Below are 15964 nucleotides of genomic sequence, written 5' to 3'. Positions count from 1 at the left end.
AGCATGCAGGCTAAGTGCTATACAGCGTTATCGGCAGGCGGAGGCTTTCCTGCATACCGACCGTCGTTCGTTTCAGTTTTATGACGGTGCGCGAGTAAGGATCACGGATTGGAGCCTGTGCACCGGGATCGATTCGATGGAGGGCAGCGGCGATAAAAAAAGCCCCGCCACATGGGCGGGGTTGAGGTACGAGCGTGGCGCTCGAAAAAGAGTGCGCGGCCCCGGCCTTCTATGAAGAAGGCCGGGGTCTGGCTTACAGCAGGATGGTGCGGATGTCGCCCAACAACTGGCTCAGACGCTGGGTGAAGCGTGCAGCCGCAGCGCCATTGATCACGCGGTGATCGTAGGACAGCGACAGCGGCAGCATCAGTTTCGGCTGGAAGGCTTTGCCGTCCCAGACTGGCTGGATGGTTGCCTTGGAAACCCCAAGGATCGCCACTTCCGGCGCGTTGACGATTGGCGTGAAGCCGGTGCCGCCAATGTGGCCCAGGCTGGAAATGGTGAAGCAGGCGCCTTGCATGTCGTCAGCGGTGAGCTTCTTGTCACGGGCCTTGGCAGCCAGTGCCGCCGCTTCCGCCGCCAGTTGCAGCAGGCTCTTCTGATCAACGTTCTTGATCACAGGGACCAGCAGGCCATCCGGGGTGTCTACGGCGAAGCCGATGTTGACGTACTTCTTGCGGATGATGGCTTTGCCGCTTGGCGCCAGCGAGCTGTTGAAGTCGGGCATTTCTTTGAGCAGGTGCGCGCAGGACTTGAGCAGCAGCGGCAACACGGTCAGTTTCACACCGGCTTTTTCTGCGACCGCTTTTTGTGCAACGCGGAAAGCTTCCAGCTCAGTGATGTCAGCCTGATCGAACTGCGTCACGTGCGGGATGTTCAGCCAGCTGCGATGCAGGCTCGACGCGCCGATTTGCATCAGGCGGGTCATGGCCACTTCTTCGACTTCACCGAAACGGCTGAAATCGACAGCCGGAATCGGCGGAATGCCAGCACCACCGGTTGCACCGGCGGCCGGTGCTTCTTTGGCCTTTTGCATCATGGCTTTGACGTAAACCTGCACGTCTTCTTTCAGCACACGACCGTGCGGGCCGCTTGGGCTGACCGCGTTCAGCTCGACGCCGAACTCGCGGGCCAGTTGACGCACGGCAGGGCCAGCGTGAACTTTGGCGCCTTTTGGCACAGGCGCGGTTGCCGGGGCAGGGGCTGCCTCGGCTTTGGCGGCTGGCGCAGGGGCCGCAGCCGGTGCTTGAGTTGTGGCCGGAGCTTGTTCAGCAGTAGCAGCTGGCGCAGGTGCAGCCGGGGCCGCAGCGCCTTGTACTTTGAGCTTGAGGATGAAGTCGCCAGTGCCAACTTCGTCATCGAGTTTGACCGAAATGCTTTCGACCACACCGGCGGCTGGCGATGGAATTTCCATGCTGGCCTTGTCGGATTCGAGGGTGATCAACGACTGATCAGCCTCAACGGTGTCGCCAGCCTTGACCAGAATTTCGATGATTTTGGCTTTGCCCGACGAGCCGATGTCCGGGACGTGAATGTCCTGAACCGTCGAGCTTGCCGGTGCAGCGGCCGGGGCCGCAGGGGCCTCGGCTACGGGCGCGGCCGCAGGCTTTTCAGCGGCTGCCGGTGCCGCAGGAGCGTCAGCTTCAGGCGCCGCAGCGGCGCCCTCGGCTTCCAGTTCCAGCAGTTCGTCGCCTTCTTTCAGGCGGTCGCCCAGCTTTACTTTCAAGCTTTTGACGATGCCCGCTTTGGGAGCAGGGATTTCCATGCTCGCCTTGTCCGATTCCAGCGTCAGAATGCTCTGGTCGGCTTCGATACGGTCGCCGACTTTTACAAACAGTTCGATGACTTCACCGTCACCGCTGCCGATGTCAGGTACTCGAATGAGTTCGCTCACAAAAATTCTCCTCAGCAGTCCAGTGGGTTGCGTTTTTCTGGGTTGATGCCGAACTTGACGATGGCTTCTGCCACTACCTTAGGTTCGATATCACCACGGTCAGCCAGTGCTTCAAGGGCTGCCAACACCACGAAATGACGGTCTACTTCAAAGAAGTGACGCAGTTTTTTGCGGCTGTCGCTGCGGCCGAAACCGTCAGTGCCCAGCACTTTGAATTCTTTGACCGGTACCCACTGACGAATCTGTTCGGCGAACAGCTTCATGTAGTCGGTGGAGGCAATGACCGGACCTTTACGCCCGCTCAGGCACTCTTCTACGTAGCTGAGCTTTGGCTTCTGGCCAGGGTGCAGACGGTTTTCACGCTCAACGGCCAGGCCGTCGCGACGCAGTTCGTTGAAGCTGGTAACGCTCCACACGTCGGCACCGATGTTGAATTCATCACGCAGGATTTTTGCCGCTTCGCGCACTTCACGCAGGATGGTGCCGGAGCCCATCAGCTGTACGTGGTGTGCCGCTTCTTTGGTGTCTTCTTCGAGCAGGTACATGCCCTTGACGATGCCTTCCTCAACCCCGGCCGGCATGGCTGGCTGCTGGTAAGACTCGTTCATCACGGTGATGTAGTAGAAGACGTCCTGTTGCTCTTCGGTCATCTTCTTCATGCCGTCCTGGATGATCACCGCCAGCTCATAGCCGTAGGTTGGATCGAAGGTGCGGCAGTTAGGGATGGTGGAGGCCAGGATGTGGCTGTGACCGTCTTCGTGTTGCAGGCCTTCGCCGTTGAGCGTGGTACGCCCGGCGGTGCCGCCGATCAGGAAGCCACGGGTGCGGCTGTCGCCAGCGGCCCAGGCCAGGTCACCAATGCGCTGGAAACCGAACATCGAGTAGAAGATGTAGAACGGCAGCATCGGCTGGTTGTGGCTGGAGTACGAAGTACCGGCAGCGATGAAGGAGCTCATGGCGCCTGCTTCGTTGATGCCTTCTTCGAGGATCTGACCTTTTTTGTCTTCGCGGTAGAACATCACCTGGTCTTTGTCGACTGGCTCGTAGAGCTGGCCGGTGGAGGAGTAGATGCCCAACTGGCGGAACATGCCTTCCATCCCGAAGGTACGGGCTTCGTCCGGGATGATCGGCACGATGCGTTGGCCGATGTCTTTGTCCTTGACCAGTTGCGCCAGAATGCGCACGAAAGCCATGGTGGTGGAGATTTCGCGCTCGCCTGAACCGTCAAGGATGGCCTTAAGGGTATCCAGTGGCGGGGTCGGAATGCTCATGCTCTTGGCGCGGCGCTGTGGCACGAAACCACCCAGTGCGCTACGGCGCTCGCTCAGGTAGCGGGCTTCAGCGCTGCCTTCTTCTGGCTTGAAGAACGGCAGGTTTTCGATTTCTTCGTCTTTGACCGGGATGTCGAAACGGTCGCGGAACAACTTCAGGCTGTCGACGTCGACTTTCTTGGTGTTGTGCGCGGTGTTTTTTGCTTCGCCGGCACCGGTGCCATAACCCTTGATGGTTTTGGCCAGGATCACGGTTGGCTGGTCTTTGTGGTTGACCGCTTCGTGATACGCCGCGTAGACCTTGTACGGGTCGTGGCCGCCACGGTTGAGCTTCCAGATTTCGTCGTCGGACAAATCAGCAACCATCGCCTTAAGTTCAGGCGTGTTGAAGAAGTGTTCGCGAACGAACGCGCCATCTTTGGCTTTGTAGTTCTGGTACTCGCCGTCGATGACTTCGTCCATGCGGCGTTGCAGGATGCCGTCGACGTCTTTGGCCAGCAGCGGGTCCCAGAAACGGCCCCAAATGACTTTGGTCACGTTCCACTGAGCACCGCGGAACACGCCTTCGAGTTCCTGGATGATTTTGCCGTTACCGCGAACCGGGCCGTCGAGGCGCTGCAAGTTGCAGTTGATGACAAAGATCAGGTTGTCGAGGTTTTCGCGGCCAGCCAGCGAGATCGCGCCCAGGGATTCAGGCTCGTCACATTCGCCGTCGCCCAGGAAGCACCAGACTTTTTGCTTGCCAGCGGGGATGAAGCCACGGGCTTCCAGGTACTTCATGAAGCGTGCCTGGTAGATCGCCTGGATGGGGCCCAGACCCATTGAAACGGTCGGGAACTGCCAGAAGTCAGGCATCAGCCAAGGGTGCGGGTAGGACGACAGGCCCTGACCGTCGACTTCCTGGCGGAAGTTGTTCATCTGGTCTTCGGTGATGCGGCCTTCCATGAACGCACGGGCGTAAACGCCTGGGGAGGTGTGGCCCTGGAAGTAGATCAGGTCGCCGCCGTGTTCTTCGGTCGGGGCCTGGAAGAAGTAGTTGAAGCCGATGTCATACAGGGTTGCACTGGAAGCGAAGCTGGAGATGTGACCGCCCAGGTCAGAATCTTTCAAGTTCGTGCGCATTACCATGGCCATGGCGTTCCAGCGAACCAACGAGCGAATGCGGCGTTCCATGAACAGGTCGCCAGGCATGCGTGCTTCGTGGGTCACAGGGATGGTGTTGCGGTATGGCGTGGTGATGGCGTACGGCAGCTGCGAACCGGTGCGGGTTGCGAGCTCACCCATACGGGTCATCAGGTAGTGAGCGCGGTCTTCGCCTTCTTTGTCGAGAACCGATTCCAGGGCGTCCAGCCATTCCTGGGTTTCGACGGGATCGAGGTCTTGCATGGCTTGCTCCAGGGCGGAAAGGCTTCCAGAATCGGTTGCCTGAGTTTGCGACTGGCCTTGTGGGCAGACGACATAAATTCTTGGATGACCGGAAGTAGATTCCAGCGTTGTGTAGTTTTACTACAAATCGTTGGCCATTTCAGCCTTTCAAGTGGGTCACTCAGTAGTAAAACTACATGTCAGGCGCTGATGGTCAGTCGTGTAGTTGTGCGAAAAATCGATATTGTTAGTGCGAAATTTAATTTATTGCCTTCTTTTTGAAGGTTTGCTGCCAATAAAAAACAGCATTCAGCTATTAATAACCTTTGTTCGACAGTCGGATTAAACCGCTGTTTCTTCCTGTCACCGTACTCGGCATTACTGTCGCCGATCAAGGATAGACCATGAGCCTTCCGTCGCTTGCTCCAATCCCCACCCTTTTATTGCCATTGGTAACCCGTGCCGAACAGTCGTGGCGCGCTGCGGTGGCCGGGCTAGACAGTGAGTGGGCGCTGGATGACTGGTCGGCCGAGCGGTGGGTGGCTTTCAATCGCGTCAGCGCCGCCAGTGACTTCTTTATTGAACAAGCGTTACGTGACCCTTTGATGTTGCTGGAGCTGGCGGGCTTTGGCGAACTGGACCGCAGCTTTGCCCCCGGCGAGCTGTGCGGGCAAATTAGCGCCGCAGTGCAGCAGGCGCACACCGATGATGAGCTGGGGCGCGTATTGCGCCGCCAACGCACGCGTCAGCAAGTGCGCATTATTTGGCGCGATCTGACCCGCCAGGCGGATTTGATCGAAACCTGTCGCGATCTGTCGGACATGGCCGATGCGAGCATTGATCAGGCGTATCGCTGGTTGTATGAGCGTCATTGCCAGCAATTTGGCACGCCGATCGGGCAGCGCAGTGGCGAGCCGCAGCCGATGGTGATTCTGGGCATGGGCAAACTCGGCGCCGTCGAGCTGAACTTGTCGTCAGACATCGACTTGATTTTCGCTTACCCCGAAGGGGGTGAAACGGTGGGTGCCAAGCGCCCGCTGGACAACCAGGAGTTCTTCATCCGCCTGGGTCAACGCCTGATCAAAGCACTCGACCCGATGACCGTCGACGGTTTCGTCTTCCGGGTCGACATGCGCCTGCGCCCTTACGGCTCATCGGGCGCGCTGGTACTGAGCTTCAATGCGCTGGAGCAGTATTACCAGGATCAGGGCCGGGACTGGGAGCGCTACGCGATGATCAAGGCCCGTGTGGTGGCGGGCGATCAAGTAATGGGCGCGCAGTTGCTCGATCTGCTGCGCCCGTTTGTGTATCGGCGCTACCTCGACTTTTCGGCGATTGAAGCGCTGCGCACCATGAAGCAATTGATTCAGCAAGAAGTGCGGCGCAAAGGCATGGCCGACAACATCAAGTTGGGGGCAGGCGGCATCCGCGAGGTTGAATTTATCGCTCAGGCGTTCCAGCTGATCCACGGCGGCCGCGACCTGAGCTTGCAGCAGCGTCCCCTGCTTAAAGTGCTGAGCATCCTCGAAGGCCAGGGTTACTTGCCGGCCGCGGTGGTCAGTGAGCTGCGTGAAGGCTATGAATTTTTGCGCTACACCGAGCACGCGATTCAGGCGATTGCCGACCGCCAGACCCAGATGCTGCCCGACAGCGAGCAGGATCAAGCGCGTATCGCCTTCATGATGGGCTTCGATAGCTGGGCCACGTTCCATGAACAATTGATGGCGTGGCGCGGGCGAATTGACTGGCATTTCCGTCAGGTGATCGCCGACCCGGACGATGAAGAAGATATCGACGAGGGTGAGTTGATCGTGGGCGGCGAGTGGCTGCCGTTGTGGGAAGAAGTTCAGGACGACGCTGCCGCCTGTGTTCAATTGCAAGAAGCCGGTTTTGCAGATGCCCCCAAAGCATTGAAACAACTGGCCGGGCTGCGTTCCAGCCCGCAGCTGCGGGCGATGCAGCGTTTGGGGCGTGAGCGACTGGATGCCTTCATTCCGCGCTTGCTGGCACAGGCCGTTGAGCACGCCAATCCGGACCTGGTGCTGGAGCGGGTATTGCCCCTGGTAGAAGCCGTGGCCCGCCGTTCAGCGTATCTGGTGCTACTGACTGAAAACCCTGACGCGCTGCGTCGTTTGCTGACCTTGTGTGCGGCAAGCCCGTGGATTGCCGAACAAATCACCCGTTTCCCGCTCTTGCTTGATGAATTGCTCAACGAAGGCCGTCTGTTCAAGCCACCTTTGGCGCCGGAACTGGCCGCCGAGTTGCGCGAGCGCCTGACGCGCATTCCCGAAGATGACCTTGAGCAGCAGATGGAAGCGCTGCGCAACTTCAAGCTGGCGCACCGCTTGCGCGTTGCGGCCTCGGAAATCGCTGGCAGCTTGCCCTTAATGAAGGTCAGCGATTACCTGACCTGGCTGGCTGAAGCCATTCTGGAGCAAGTGCTGGCACTGGCCTGGCGCCAGACCGTGGCCAAGTACGGCACGCCGCAACGCACTGACGGCAGCTTGTGCGATCCGGGCTTCATTATTGTGGGCTACGGCAAAGTCGGCGGCATCGAGCTGGGCCACGGCTCGGACCTGGACCTGGTGTTTATCCACGACGGTGACCCGAACGCCGAAACGGACGGCACCAAACCCATCGACAGCGCGCAGTTCTTCACCCGTTTGGGGCAACGGATCATTCACTTGCTCACGGCACAAACCAACTCCGGTCAGTTGTATGAAGTCGACATGCGCTTGCGTCCGTCAGGCGCGTCCGGGCTGTTGGTCAGCTCGCTCGGTGCCTTTGAGCGTTATCAGCAAAACGAAGCCTGGACCTGGGAACATCAGGCGCTGGTGCGCGCGCGGGTGCTTGTAGGCTGCAAGCAAGTGGGGGCTGCGTTCGAGCAGGTCCGCGCCAAGGTGTTGGGCCGTGAGCGTGACTTGCCCACGCTGCGACTGGAGGTCAGCGAGATGCGGGCCAAAATGCGCGACAACCTGGGCACGCGCATTACCGCGGCGGGGCTGGGCGAAAACGCCTTCCAGCCCACGGTGCCGTTCGACCTCAAGCAGGACGCCGGAGGTATCGTCGATATTGAATTTATGGTGCAATACGCGGCCCTTGCATGGGCGTGGGAATACCCGCAATTGCTCCGTTACACCGATAACATCCGCATTCTTGAAGGGCTGGAACAGGCTGGGTTGATGCCCGCCGCTGATGCCAGCCTGTTGCGTGAGGCTTACAAAGCCTTCCGTGCTGTCGCTCACCGCCAAGCCTTGCAAAAGGAAGCGGGGGTGGTCACGGGTGATCAGTTTGTCGTCGAACGTCAACACGTGCGACGCATTTGGTCTGAGCTGGGTCTTGACCCGGTCAGCCAGAACACAGAGTTAAAGCTGTAGAACGTATCCGGCGGGCCCATAAGGCTCGTCCAATTTGCCTGTCGTCTCAAGGCGCAGGTGCTGGATTCTTTTGAGGAGCGTAATGATGTCGATGGCTGATCGTGATGGTGTGATCTGGTATGACGGCAAACTGGTGCCGTGGCGTGACGCAACCACCCACGTGCTGACCCATACCCTGCATTACGGCATGGGTGTCTTTGAAGGTGTGCGCGCCTACGAAACCCCGCAGGGCGCAGCGATTTTCCGCTTGCAGGCGCACACTGACCGTCTGTTCGATTCGGCCCACATCATGGGCATGAAGATCCCGTTCAGCAAAGACGAAATCAATGAAGCGACCCGCGTGGCGGTGCGTGAAAACAACCTCGACAGCGCCTACATCCGCCCGATGGTGTTTTACGGCTCTGAGGCAATGGGCTTGCGCGCCACCGGTTTGAAGGTGCATGTGATCATCGCGCCGTGGAGCTGGGGTGCCTATATGGGCGCCGAAGCGCTGGAAGTCGGGATCAAGGTGCGTACCAGCTCCTTCACCCGCCACCATGTGAACATCTCCATGACCCGTGCCAAGGCCAACGGCCACTACATCAACTCGATGCTGGCCTTGCAAGAAGCGATTTCGGGCGGTGCCGACGAAGCGCTGTTGCTCGACCCGGAAGGTTTTGTCGCCGAGGGTTCGGGTGAGAACGTCTTCCTGATCAAAGATGGCGTCATTTATACCCCGGACGTGACGGCCTGCCTGAACGGCATCACCCGCAGCACGATCCTGACCCTGGCCACCGAGCTGGGTTACAAATTTGTTGAAAAACGCATCACCCGCGACGAGGTATACATCGCCGACGAAGCGTTCTTCACCGGCACTGCCGCTGAAGTCACGCCGATTCGTGAAGTCGACGGGCGTCTAATCGGGATCGGCCGCCGTGGCCCGATCACTGAAAAACTGCAAAAGGCTTACTTTGACCTGGTGACCGGCAAGACAACGGCCCACCCCGAGTGGCGTACACTGGTCAAATAAAGCGAAATGGCATCACAGCGGGGAGGCGAATGCCTCCCTTGCTTGTTTATGGAAACTTATGAATATTTTGATCGTTGGGCCCAGTTGGGTCGGTGACATGGTGATGGCGCAGACACTGTTCCAGTGCCTGAAACAGCGTCACCCAGAGTGCGAAATCGATGTGCTGGCCCCCGAGTGGAGCCGGCCGATTCTCGAACGCATGCCTGAAGTTCGCCAGGCCTTGAGCTTTCCGCTCGGCCACGGCGCGCTGGAACTGGCCACGCGGCGCAAGATCGGCAAGTCCCTCAAGGGGCAGTACGATCAGGCCATCTTGCTGCCCAACTCGCTGAAATCAGCCCTCGTGCCGTTCTTTGCGCGGGTGCCCAAGCGCACCGGCTGGCGTGGCGAGTTTCGCTACGGCCTGCTGAACGATGTGCGCAAGCTCGATAAAGAACGCTACCCGCTGATGATCGAGCGCTTCATGGCGCTGGCCTTCGAGCCGGGCGCAGAGCTGCCCAAGCCTTACCCGCGGCCTGCGTTGCAGATTGATCCGCAGCGCCGTGAGGCGGCATTGACCAAGTTTGGTCTGACGCTCGACCGTCCGGTGCTGGCGCTGTGCCCCGGCGCTGAGTTTGGCGAGTCCAAGCGCTGGCCATCCGAGCACTACGCCAAGGTCGCCGAGCAAAAAATCCGCGAAGGTTGGCAGGTCTGGCTGTTCGGTTCGAAAAATGATCATGCGGTAGGCGAAGACATTCGCTCGCGCCTGATTCCCGGTCTGCGTGAAGAAGCCGTCAACCTCAGCGGCGAGACCTCGCTGGCCGAGGCCATTGATGTGTTGTCCTGCGCCGACTCGGTGGTGTCCAACGACTCGGGCCTGATGCATGTGGCTGCCGCCCTGAATCGCCCGCTGGTGGCGGTCTACGGTTCAACGTCGCCAGGCTTTACACCGCCCTTGGCCGACAAGGTCGAGATCGTGCGTCTGGGCCTTGAGTGCAGCCCCTGCTTTGAGCGCACCTGCCGTTTCGGCCATTACAACTGTTTGCGCGAGCTGATGCCGCAACCCGTTGTAGACGCCTTGCAGCGGTTGCAAGGTTCACCGGTCGAGGTCCACTAGGTGCGCGTACTGTTGGTCAAAACCTCATCCCTGGGGGATGTGATTCATGCGTTGCCCGCCCTGACCGATGCCGCGCGGGCGATTCCGGGCATCACCTTTGACTGGGTGGTGGAAGAAGGCTTTGCCGAGATTCCGACCTGGCACCCGGCCGTGGGTAAAGTGATTCCGGTGGCGATTCGCCGCTGGCGTAAAAACATCTGGGAAACCTTCAAGAGCGGCGAATGGCGACGCTTCAAGCAAAGCCTGCGTGCCGAAAAATACGACTTGGTGATCGACGCCCAGGGTCTGCTCAAAAGTGCCTGGCTGACCCGCTACGTCAAGGCGCCGGTGGCCGGGCTGGATAAAGACTCGGCCCGCGAACCCTTGGCCAGCCGCTTTTATCAGCGTCGTTTGGCGGTGGCCCGTGGCCAACACGCGGTCGAGCGGTTGCGTCAGTTGTTTGCGGTTGCGCTGGGCTACGATCTGCCCAAAGGTTTGGGCGACTATGGTCTGGACGTCGAAAAACTGGTCGAGCTGCCGCGTAAAAAACCCTTCGTGTTGTTTTTGCACGGCACCACATGGGACACCAAACACTGGCCCGAAGTGTACTGGCGCGACCTGGCCATTCGCGTGGGCCATTTGGGTGTCGACGTGCGTTTGCCGTGGGGCAACCCGGCCGAGAAGGCTCGGGCTGAACGCATCGCCAAGGATTTGCACAACGTTGTGGTGCTGCCCAAGTTGAACCTGGCAGGCGTTGCCAAAGTGCTGGCCAGCGCCAGTGCCTGCGTGGCGGTGGACACCGGTCTGGGGCATTTGGCCGCTGCATTGGATGTGCCGACCATTTCCCTGTTTGGCCCCACCAACCCCGGCCTGACGGGCGCTTACGGCAAGGGGCAAATCCACTTGGCCAGCGACTTTCCCTGCGCGCCGTGCCTGCAAAAAAAATGTACCTATTCGCCGACTGCACAGGACCAGCAGCGGTTTGACCTGAAAAACGAGTGGCCGCTGTGCTTCACTCGTTTGAACCCTGAGCGTGTCGCGAGTCGATTAAGCACGTTGTTACTGGCTGAGGAACTGCGCTGATGCAACTGGCTTTTGTGCTGTACAAATATTTCCCGTTTGGTGGCTTGCAACGCGACTTCATGCGCATTGCGCTGGAGTGCCAGCAGCGCGGGCACCAGATCCGTGTGTACACCATGATCTGGGAAGGCGATATTCCGCCCGGGTTTGACGTGTTAGTGGCGCCGGTGAAGGCGTTTCACAACCACACCCGCAACGAAAAAATGCTCGCCTGGATGCAGGCCGACCTGGCCAAGCGTCCGGTGGACCGCCTGATCGGCTTCAACAAAATGCCCGGTCTGGACGTGTACTACGCCGCAGACGGCTGTTTTGAAGACAAAGCGCAAAACCTGCGCCATGCGTTTTACCGCTTCTTCAAACGTTACAAGCACTTTGCCGAGTACGAACGCGCGGTGTTTGCCAAAGAGGCGAAGACCCAAATCCTGATGATTTCCGAAGTCCAGCAGCCGCTGTTCATCAAGCATTACGGCACCCCGCTGGAGCGTTTTCACCTGCTGCCGCCGGGTATCGCGCTGGACCGCCGTGCGCCGCCAAATGCCGCCGAGATTCGTGCCCAGTTTCGCCGTGAATTCAAGTTGGCCGACGATGATCTGCTGCTGGTACAGATTGGCTCCGGGTTCAAGACCAAAGGCGTGGATCGCAGCCTTAAAGCGTTGGCGGCGCTGCCTGGCGAGCTTAAAAAACGTACCCGGCTGTTTGTAATCGGCCAGGACGACCCCAAAGTCTTTCAATTGCAAAGTGCCACATTGGGGCTGGGCGATCAGGTGCAGTTTCTCAAAGGGCGCAGTGACATCCCGCGTTTCCTGTTGGGCGCTGACTTGCTGATTCACCCGGCCTACAACGAAAACACCGGCACCGTACTGCTCGAAGCGCTGGTGGCCGGTTTGCCGGTGCTGGTCAGCGCGGTATGCGGCTATGCCCATTACATCGCTGATGCAGACGCGGGGCGCGTGCTGGACGAGCCGTTTGAGCAGGCGCAACTCAATGAGTACCTGACCCACATGTTGTCCGATGATGCTGCGCGTGCGGCCTGGAGCCAAAACGGCCTGGCCTTCGCGCAGACGGCCGACCTCTATAGCATGGCGCAGCACGCTGCGGATGTGATTCTGGCGGAGCAACACTGATGAAACTGATTCTTGCCGAACCGTTCAAAAGCGTGTGGGCCGGGCGCGATGCGTTCACCGAAGTCGAGCGTCTGGAAGGCGAGGTGTACCGCGAACTGGAAGGGCGACGGACTTTGCGTACTGAAGTCGACGGGCGCGGCTACTTTGTGAAAATCCACCGTGGCATTGGCTGGGGTGAAGTGTTCAAAAACCTGCTGACCGCCAAATTGCCGGTGCTCGGTGCAGGTCAGGAGTGGCGGGCGATCAATCGCCTGCACGAAGTCGGCGTGCCCACCATGACCGCCGTAGCCTATGGCGAAAAAGGCAGCAACCCGGCCGCGCAGCACTCGTTCATCATCACGGAAGAACTCGCGCCGACCGTCAGCCTCGAAGATTTCAGCCTCAACTGGGTCAAGCAGCCGCCGCAGCCCGCGCTCAAACGCGCGTTGATTGCTGAGGTGGCGCGCATGACCGGCATGATGCACCGCGCAGGCGTCAACCACCGCGACTGCTACATTTGCCATTTTTTGCTGCACACCGACACCCCGGTCACCGCCGATAACTTCCGTTTGTCGGTGATCGACCTGCACCGCGCCCAAACCCGCGCCGTGATCAGCCAGCGTTGGCGCAACAAGGATCTGGCCGCGTTGTATTTCTCGGCGCTGGACATCGGCCTGACGCAACGCGACAAGTTGCGCTTCCTGCGCGGCTATTTCCAAATGCCGCTGCGCCAGATCCTGCGCGAAGAGGCCCGCCTGTTGGCGTGGCTGGAAGGCAAGGCAAACAAACTCTATGCACGTAAAGTGCGTTATGGGGATGCACTGTAATGGCGGGCTGGAACCTTGACCCTGCCTACAGTGCGCTGGCCCACGATTTTGGCAGCCTGGATACCGTGTTTGCCCTGCAAGGCGAGCACCTGACCCGCGATCCGTTGTCCGAGGTCATTCGTGTCGAGCGTGAGGGCGTCAATTACTACGTCAAACGCTACACCGGAGCAGGCAAAGGCTTGCGCCGTTATTTGGGCCGACCGCGCGTGAAGTCCGAATGGCAGAACCTCAAGCGCTTCGCCAAGTGGGGCATTCCTACCGCAGACGTGGTGGCCTGGGGCCTTGAGCGCAAAGGCATGGCCTATGCCCGTGGCGCGATGATTACCCGCGAGTTGCCCAATACCCGCGATTTGTCCGACCTGGCCGACAACAACGATCCGCTGCTCAAAGACCGGGTCTGGGTCGACGGTGTGAGCCGCCAGTTGGCGCGTTACACCAAAACCATGCACGACCATCGCTTCACGCATAACGACCTGAAGTGGCGCAATTTGCTGATCGACGATCAGGCGCGCCTTTATTTGATCGACTGCCCCAATGGCGACTTCTGGCGCGGATTCTGGCTCAAGTACCGCATCACCAAAGACCTGGCGTGCCTGGACAAAGTGGCCAAATATCATCTGTCGGCCACCCAGCGCCTGCGTTTTTATTTCCAATACACCGGGCGCACGATGCTCAACGCGGCGGATAAGGAACGTGTACGCCATATCGTGCGTTTTTTTGAGGGTCGGGAATGACTGATTTTGTAGCAGACGCTGATCGTGCCTTGCTGGAACGCAACGGTCTGGCGGATTTTGAAGCGCTGTGGCACCTGCAACTTGATGCCGTGGACGAACCCAACACCAGCCGCGGTGGTTGGAGCAGCGTGTTCCGTCTGGACCTCGACGGTCAGGGCTTTTACCTCAAACGCCAAAGCAACTACCTGACCCGCACGCTGCACAGCCCGCTGGGCGAGCCGAGTTTTGCCCGCGAGTTTCGTAATATTCAGCGCTATCAGGCGTTGGGCATTCCTGCGTTGGAAGCGGTGTTTTTTGGTGAGCGTAAGGTCCAGGGTGAGCATCGGGCGGTTCTGATGACCCGTGCGCTGGACGGCTGGAATGACCTCGATTCGCTGCTGGAGCAGTGGCCGCAACTGACGGCTCAACAGCAGCAGGCGATCTTGCGCGCGTGCGGGCAACTGGCGCGACGGCTGCACGCGGTGCGTCAGGTGCACGGCTGTTTCTACCCCAAGCACATCTTTTTGCAGGCAGATGGCGAGGCTTATCGCGCGCAATTGATCGACCTGGAAAAAACCCGGCCGCTGCTGCTGGGCCAGCGTGACCGGGTCAAAGACATCGAGCCGTTATTGCGCAGGGCTCAGGTCTGGACCGAAACCGAAGTGCGCGCGTTGCTCGCCGCCTATCTCGATCAGCCTGCGGACAGTGGCCTGGTGCAGGCGTGGTATCAGCGCCTGAATGTGCGTCGTAGCCAAAAGGAAACTCGCTGATGCGCCTGTCTGAACTGCAAAAAGCCGGACGTGCGCCGGGCTTGCCGCTGAGCATCGAGCTGGCGGATGCCGCGGGGCCTGCGCAATTGCAACTGCTGACCTTGTTGCGTGTATTGCCGGGCCAACGTTACGTGGGCGCGGGGGTGTGGCGCGGCCGCACGGTACTGGCCAAGTTGATGGTCGGCAGCAAGGCGGCGCGCAACTTTGAGCGCGAGCTGACCGGTGTGCGGCTCTTGGCCGAGCAAGGGCTGACCACGCCACAGTTGCTGGTCGACGGCTTGCAGGAAGGCGAGGGCGGCTGGTTATTGTTCGAGTTTCTGGACGGTGCGCAAAGCCTCGGCCAAGCCTGGAGTGCGGTGCAACACCTGCCTGTGCTGGCAGACGAGCAACAAGCGGTGCTGGCTGAGGCGTTGGCGGCCATCGGCCAAATGCACCTCAAAGGCTTGTGGCAAGAAGACCTGCACCTGGACAACCTGCTGCGCCACAACGGCGCGCTGTACTTGATCGATGGTGCAGGGATCTGCGTCGAACAGGCAGGCAAACCCCTGTCCCGGCCCAAAGTGTTGGAAAACCTCGGTGTGTTTTTCGCCCAGTTGCCCAAAAGCCTCGAACCGTTTACCGAAGAATTGCTGGTGCACTATCTGCTGAGCAACGGCGAACACGCCTTGCCGCTCGAAGCGCTGCTCAAACAGGTCGAGAAAATCCGAGCCTGGCGTTTGAACGACTTTCTGAGCAAAACAGGACGCGACTGCACGCTGTTCAGCGTGCAGAACTCCGCCTGCGGCTTGCGGGCGGTTCGTCGCGAAGAAGAGGGCGCGATGTTGCCGGTACTGGCCAATGCCGATGCGTTGCTGGACGCGGGTCATCTGTACAAAACCGGTGGCGCTGCGAGCGTGGGTAAAGTCGAAGTGGCCGGTCGTATGCTGGTCATCAAGCGTTACAACATTAAAGGCTTTGCCCATTGGCTCAAGCGCTTTTGGCGCCCGAGCCGCGCTTGGCATTCGTGGCGTGAAGGCAATCGGCTGGCGTTCCTGGGCATCGCCACGCCCAAGCCGCTGGCGCTGCTCGAAACGCGTTTTTTGGGGTTGCGTGGCAAAGCGTATCTGGTGACTGAATATTTACCCGGCCCGGACATCATTGAGCGCTTCGCACCTTATGTAGAGCAGGGCGATGCGCCAGAAGCCGAGTTGCAGGCGCTGGATCAACTGTTTGCCGATTTGCTTGGCGAACACATCAGCCACGGCGACCTTAAGGGGCATAACGTGTTCTGGGACAACGGTCGCTGGGCGCTGATTGACCTGGACTCGATGTGCCAGCACCGCTCGCTCAGCAGTTTTGCTCCGGCGTATGCCCGCGATCGGGCGCGCTTTATGCGCAACTGGCCAGCCAGCAGCGCGTTGTATCAAGTGATTGATGCGCGCTTGCCAGCCTGCGCCTCAGCCCCTTCTGTCTGAGGCTGTGGGTGCGTTGAAACATCGTTGTC

11 protein-coding genes are annotated in these 15964 nt (G+C 59.6%); 9 read left to right on the top strand and 2 right to left on the bottom strand.

The features are described 5' to 3' along the window. Positions 1-253 precede the first annotated feature (253 nt). Entirely contained in the window at positions 254-1894 is a 1641-nt protein-coding gene (aceF, locus tag TU86_RS11865; protein ID WP_048364504.1) for a dihydrolipoyllysine-residue acetyltransferase, read from the bottom strand. 11 nt (positions 1895-1905) lie between these two features. Then, positions 1906-4551: a pyruvate dehydrogenase (acetyl-transferring), homodimeric type gene (gene aceE / locus TU86_RS11860; protein ID WP_048364503.1), complete on the bottom strand. Its 2646-nt coding sequence runs from the start codon at positions 4549-4551 to the stop codon at positions 1906-1908. Between the two features lie 383 nt (positions 4552-4934). Between aceE and glnE the strand changes: the two genes are divergently transcribed. The 9 genes from glnE to TU86_RS11815 all read left to right on the top strand — a co-directional run bounded on the left by glnE (position 4935) and on the right by TU86_RS11815 (position 15935). Next, positions 4935-7907 (top strand): bifunctional [glutamate--ammonia ligase]-adenylyl-L-tyrosine phosphorylase/[glutamate--ammonia-ligase] adenylyltransferase, encoded by a 2973-nt coding sequence (gene glnE / locus TU86_RS11855; protein WP_048364502.1) that lies wholly within the window; start codon positions 4935-4937, stop codon positions 7905-7907. Positions 7908-7992: 85 nt separating this feature from the next. Further along, a complete protein-coding gene (locus TU86_RS11850) occupies positions 7993-8916 on the top strand; it encodes a branched-chain amino acid transaminase (protein WP_048364501.1) in 924 nt (307 codons plus the stop codon). A gap of 58 nt (positions 8917-8974) precedes the next feature. Beyond that, positions 8975-10009: a lipopolysaccharide heptosyltransferase II gene (waaF, locus tag TU86_RS11845; protein WP_048364500.1), complete on the top strand. Its 1035-nt coding sequence runs from the start codon at positions 8975-8977 to the stop codon at positions 10007-10009. Beyond that, positions 10010-11071, top strand: a complete 1062-nt coding sequence (gene waaC / locus TU86_RS11840; RefSeq protein ID WP_048364499.1) for a lipopolysaccharide heptosyltransferase I — start codon at positions 10010-10012, stop codon at positions 11069-11071. After that, positions 11071-12192, top strand: coding sequence for a glycosyltransferase family 4 protein (locus TU86_RS11835; RefSeq protein ID WP_048364498.1), 1122 nt, complete (start codon positions 11071-11073; stop codon positions 12190-12192). The genes waaC and TU86_RS11835 overlap by 1 nt, the downstream gene beginning before the upstream one ends. Next, positions 12192-12998 carry a lipopolysaccharide core heptose(I) kinase RfaP gene (gene rfaP, locus TU86_RS11830; RefSeq protein ID WP_048364497.1) on the top strand — a complete coding sequence of 269 codons (807 nt, stop codon included), beginning with the start codon at positions 12192-12194 and terminating at the stop codon, positions 12996-12998. The genes TU86_RS11835 and rfaP overlap by 1 nt, the downstream gene beginning before the upstream one ends. Next, positions 12998-13732, top strand: coding sequence for a lipopolysaccharide kinase InaA family protein (locus TU86_RS11825; protein ID WP_048364496.1), 735 nt, complete (start codon positions 12998-13000; stop codon positions 13730-13732). Before rfaP ends, TU86_RS11825 begins: the two co-directional genes overlap by 1 nt. Next, positions 13729-14481 (top strand): lipopolysaccharide kinase InaA family protein, encoded by a 753-nt coding sequence (locus tag TU86_RS11820; RefSeq protein WP_048364495.1) that lies wholly within the window; start codon positions 13729-13731, stop codon positions 14479-14481. Before TU86_RS11825 ends, TU86_RS11820 begins: the two co-directional genes overlap by 4 nt. Next, on the top strand, positions 14481-15935 hold the full coding sequence (locus TU86_RS11815) for a lipopolysaccharide kinase InaA family protein (protein ID WP_048364494.1): 1455 nt from the start codon (positions 14481-14483) through the stop codon (positions 15933-15935). Before TU86_RS11820 ends, TU86_RS11815 begins: the two co-directional genes overlap by 1 nt. Positions 15936-15964 lie beyond the last annotated feature (29 nt).

The sequence above is a fragment of the Pseudomonas weihenstephanensis genome, from assembly GCF_001043055.1.
Taxonomy (GTDB): domain Bacteria; phylum Pseudomonadota; class Gammaproteobacteria; order Pseudomonadales; family Pseudomonadaceae; genus Aquipseudomonas; species Aquipseudomonas weihenstephanensis.
This window is presented reverse-complemented; position numbering and strand designations above follow the sequence as displayed.

Bases quoted from the DNA above. Each gene is read 5' to 3' on its own strand.
- aceE (WP_048364503.1), bottom strand. From the start codon at position 4,551: ATGCAAGACCTCGATCCCGTCGAAACCCAGGAATGGCTGGACGCCCTG.
- glnE (WP_048364502.1), top strand. From the start codon at position 4,935: ATGAGCCTTCCGTCGCTTGCTCCAATCCCCACCCTTTTATTGCCATTG.
- TU86_RS11850 (WP_048364501.1), top strand. From the start codon at position 7,993: ATGTCGATGGCTGATCGTGATGGTGTGATCTGGTATGACGGCAAACTG.
- waaF (WP_048364500.1), top strand. From the start codon at position 8,975: ATGAATATTTTGATCGTTGGGCCCAGTTGGGTCGGTGACATGGTGATG.
- TU86_RS11835 (WP_048364498.1), top strand. From the start codon at position 11,071: ATGCAACTGGCTTTTGTGCTGTACAAATATTTCCCGTTTGGTGGCTTG.
- rfaP (WP_048364497.1), top strand. From the start codon at position 12,192: ATGAAACTGATTCTTGCCGAACCGTTCAAAAGCGTGTGGGCCGGGCGC.
- TU86_RS11825 (WP_048364496.1), top strand. From the start codon at position 12,998: ATGGCGGGCTGGAACCTTGACCCTGCCTACAGTGCGCTGGCCCACGAT.
- TU86_RS11820 (WP_048364495.1), top strand. From the start codon at position 13,729: ATGACTGATTTTGTAGCAGACGCTGATCGTGCCTTGCTGGAACGCAAC.
- TU86_RS11815 (WP_048364494.1), top strand. From the start codon at position 14,481: ATGCGCCTGTCTGAACTGCAAAAAGCCGGACGTGCGCCGGGCTTGCCG.